Consider the following 3283-nt stretch of genomic DNA (forward strand, 5'->3'; position numbering starts at 1 on the left):
CCTGGTGGCGCTCGGCGTCGACTACGGGATCTTCCTCCTGCACCGGATGCGGGAGGAATGTCTCTCCGGAGCCGATCAACAGGAAAGCGGAACACGCCTCGCAGGTTGATGCTTTCCAGCCTGGTGGGAGCAATTTTTCCGATCAGTTCCGGCGGAATGGCCTGGCGGCGGTTCGACCAGGGGTTGTAAGCCGGAACCGCCGAAATTTCCGTTAGCCAGAGGGGCAACTCGCGTCTGAACCTCAGTCCCGCCCATCTTGGCTCATCACCCAGCTTGCGTAGCACAGCACCCTTTAGATCAGCGGACATGGCGCAGAGCCGTAGGAAGAGCTGCAAGCCGTAACTACACGAGAGATTGGTCAAGCATAGCCAACCCACCCCATGCCGATTGCAATGCCTATCCCGATAGCCATCATCCCAGGCAGGCAGCGCAACAGGAAGTCGCGCCCTGCGACCCAGGCGAGGAGGCCAGTTTTGAAGCACAGGTTAGAGAGAATCGCCAGGCCGATCGCGTTAGCGGCTACCTCGGCGCCCAGTTTCCCATTCCCAAACAGGCGCAGGGTCGACAATGCGATGGCATCAAGTTCGGTCAGCCCGGACACGGCGGACGCCAGGTAGAGCCCGCGGGTTCCCGCCCAATCGGACAGCCACGAGGCTAAAAGTAAAATGATGGCATACATCGCACCGAAGCTCAGCGCAACCCGTAACTCGGTCGGATTGGCAACTTCCGGCAAAAGAAGTGGCCCCCCCGTCCGCGAACGATGCCAGACGAACAGTACCGCCAAGCCGCCTGCCACCAGGTTGCCGACCAACACTGGCCAAAGGGTCGCCATCAAGGAGGGCGCGATGGCAACGGCGATCATGCCCAGGCGCACGGACAAGACCAGATTGGCCATGAGAATGACGATCGACGACGTCAGCGCCATGGTCGGCGTCTGGCGGGCATGACGGGCGTACACCAGGGTAGTCGCGGTGCTCGACACCAGTCCTCCCAGCAGACCGAGCAAGGGCGGGCCAAAGCGATCTCCGACCGCACGCATGGCCAAATAGCCGGCGAGGCTCAAGCCGGATATCAGGACGACCATCATCCAGACGTGGTGAGGATTGAAAGCGCCATAGGGTCCATAACCGACGTTGGGCAGGAGCGGCAGCACGATAAAACTCAGCGTAGCGAACTGCAGGATCGACACCAGGTCGCGGGAAGTAATCCGTGAACTCAAGCCGCGCAGTTCGGCCTTGAAATGGAGCAGCGCTGCGGCAGCAATGGCTAGCATAACAGCATAACGACCGTGGCCGAGCCAAACCATCGCTCCGAGGGTGAACGAAAGCAGGATGGCCATTCGTGTGGTGGGGCCAGCGTGGCTCTCGCTCTCCCCGGTCGCGGTCTGACCGAAAACCATGATGCCCGTCATGGCCAGCAAGGCGGCAGGGAGAAACCACGGCGCCCCGACGCTCTGGCCGACGAGGGCGGCGATGGAGCCGAACAGCGCGGCCAAGGCCGAAGTTCGTAACCCCATTGCCGAACCGGCGCGTTCACGCTCAACCCCGATCAGAAGGCCGATGGCCAGGCTGGTCAGAAAAGAGATCAGATGCTCGTTGACGTTAGGGTCCATTGGCGCTTCCCGTAGTTCACCTGACCAACTGTCGGGCAGATGGAAAAATAATTGTTGAAATATGAGGTAGTAACGCCCATCACCTGCGGGAACTGACCTACGCCTTCGAGGAGATGGGGCAGGCTTGGGCCAACCGCCTGATCGAACTGCTGGTCGCCGCTTGCCATGAGGTCGATCAGGCGGCGGCGTGCTGACGCCCGAACGCCTTGCGTCCTGCCGCAAGGATTACGACGCCATTCTCGCGGACGGCGAGGCAGCCAATCCGCGCGCACCGCCTTCCGGCAAACGCGGGCTCGCGGCCGGCGTGATCGAAGCGGTGCGGCGATTCCGGCTTGACGGTCATGCCGCAGACGGGGTCGGTGATCGGGTGGTGCTCGTGCATGGCTGTGTCTCCCTTCTTGTATGGCGGCGCGCCGGCGGCGATCGGCTAATCGAGGTGTCCGGAATTAGTTGACCACTACAGTCTGATCCGGCGAAGATTGGCATAACCCAGCCCCTACCTGTTTGTAATTCCCCTTTTATCCATCAATTCACTTGGGGTCGTCTCAGAAAACGGAATTTAAAGCACGCTAAGGACTAGCGTGCTACTTCTCGCAAACGAAGGTCTGCGAGAAGCTTTGTCGAGAAGACGGCACGGCCTAGTGTCGATGTGGCCGGGGAGTTCTCGAAAACCGTTCTCGGTTCAAACGGCTTGGAACGGCGAGTTTCAAGAACGCTGAACGGTCGCCAGCGGCAAGAACAGGGTGAGCGGCGGGTCAGGCAAGGCAATGAAGCCATGATGTCGGTAGAAAGCCGCTACCCCCTCGTCCTTGGCGTCCACCATCAGGGCGAAGGCGGCAATCTCCGAACGGGCTGCACGTTCGAGCGCGTCAGCCAGAAGCGCACCGCCGAGACCTTGGCCCGTGAATTCCTGATCGACAGCCAGGCGGCCCATACGAACGGCGGGCACGGTCGGATAGCGCGGCAGCTTCTTGCCGATGCTGGCCGGAAGATCGGCCAGCAGCAGGCTTGCCGAGGCCAAGGTGTAATAGCCCGCAATGCGCGGCCCGTCTGCCAGGGCCACGAAGCAGGCGGCAACGCGGCGACGAATGTCCTGCGTGACTTGCTCTTGCAGGTAGCGATTCAGCGGCTCCGAATCACTGCGAAAGGCAGCGCGATCATGTGCGGCATCGAGCGGCGCGAGCCGGAACGGTGCGCCGCTCATTCAGCGCGCAAGAGTTTGCGGCGACGGGCAAAGGCACGTTCCAGAGCTGGGGCCGGTTGCGGCGGCGACAGCAGCGCTTGCGCGAAACATTCCTGATCGGCCAAAGACAGGCGGATGACTTCGGCTTGCTCGATGGCGCGCTGCGCGGCGTCCTGCACGGCAGACACCACGAAATCGGTCATGGTGCGCCCCTGAAGTTCGGCGGCACGCTTGAGCATCGAATGCAGATCGGTGCTGATTCGAGCTTCGAGACGGGCGGTAGAGATGGCAACGGGCATGGTTTTGTCCTCCTGATGCAATCATACGGCAAATTGCCGTACAACTCAAAGGGGAGTTTTCGGCGGTTCCGGCTTATTGATCCGGCCCTGTGAACCACCGAGGCCACCCGCACCTCCAACCGCATACGCGGCCTACCCGCCCAGTTCCACCCCAGCATCGAACGCGCCCTGGGCCCCTGCCTGGACCAC

The 3283-nt window shown here is 61.7% G+C and carries 5 protein-coding genes; 1 reads left to right on the top strand and 4 read right to left on the bottom strand.

Features of this window, described 5'->3' with window-relative positions:
* Positions 1–4: 4 nt before the first annotated feature.
* Positions 5–109, top strand: coding sequence for an MMPL family transporter (locus ABZS61_RS34630; protein ID WP_356430446.1), 105 nt, complete (start codon positions 5–7; stop codon positions 107–109).
* A 249-nt stretch (positions 110–358) separates the two neighbouring features.
* Here ABZS61_RS34630 and ABZS61_RS34635 read toward each other — a convergent pair whose 3' ends face one another.
* The 4 genes from ABZS61_RS34635 to ABZS61_RS34650 form a co-directional block, all read right to left on the bottom strand.
* Entirely contained in the window at positions 359–1612 is a 1254-nt protein-coding gene (locus ABZS61_RS34635) for an MgtC/SapB family protein (RefSeq protein WP_009238019.1), read from the bottom strand.
* Positions 1613–1787: 175 nt separating this feature from the next.
* On the bottom strand, positions 1788–1994 hold the full coding sequence (locus ABZS61_RS34640) for a hypothetical protein (protein ID WP_024542659.1): 207 nt from the start codon (positions 1992–1994) through the stop codon (positions 1788–1790).
* Between the two features lie 324 nt (positions 1995–2318).
* A complete protein-coding gene (locus tag ABZS61_RS34645) occupies positions 2319–2816 on the bottom strand; it encodes a GNAT family N-acetyltransferase (protein WP_024542658.1) in 498 nt (165 codons plus the stop codon).
* Positions 2813–3094, bottom strand: coding sequence for a DUF1778 domain-containing protein (locus tag ABZS61_RS34650; RefSeq protein ID WP_024542657.1), 282 nt, complete (start codon positions 3092–3094; stop codon positions 2813–2815). The genes ABZS61_RS34645 and ABZS61_RS34650 overlap by 4 nt, the downstream gene beginning before the upstream one ends.
* Positions 3095–3283 lie beyond the last annotated feature (189 nt).

Origin of the sequence: Streptomyces sp. NPDC005566, assembly GCF_040605575.1 — a bacterium.
In the GTDB taxonomy this organism is placed as follows: Bacteria; Actinomycetota; Actinomycetes; order Streptomycetales; family Streptomycetaceae; genus Streptomyces.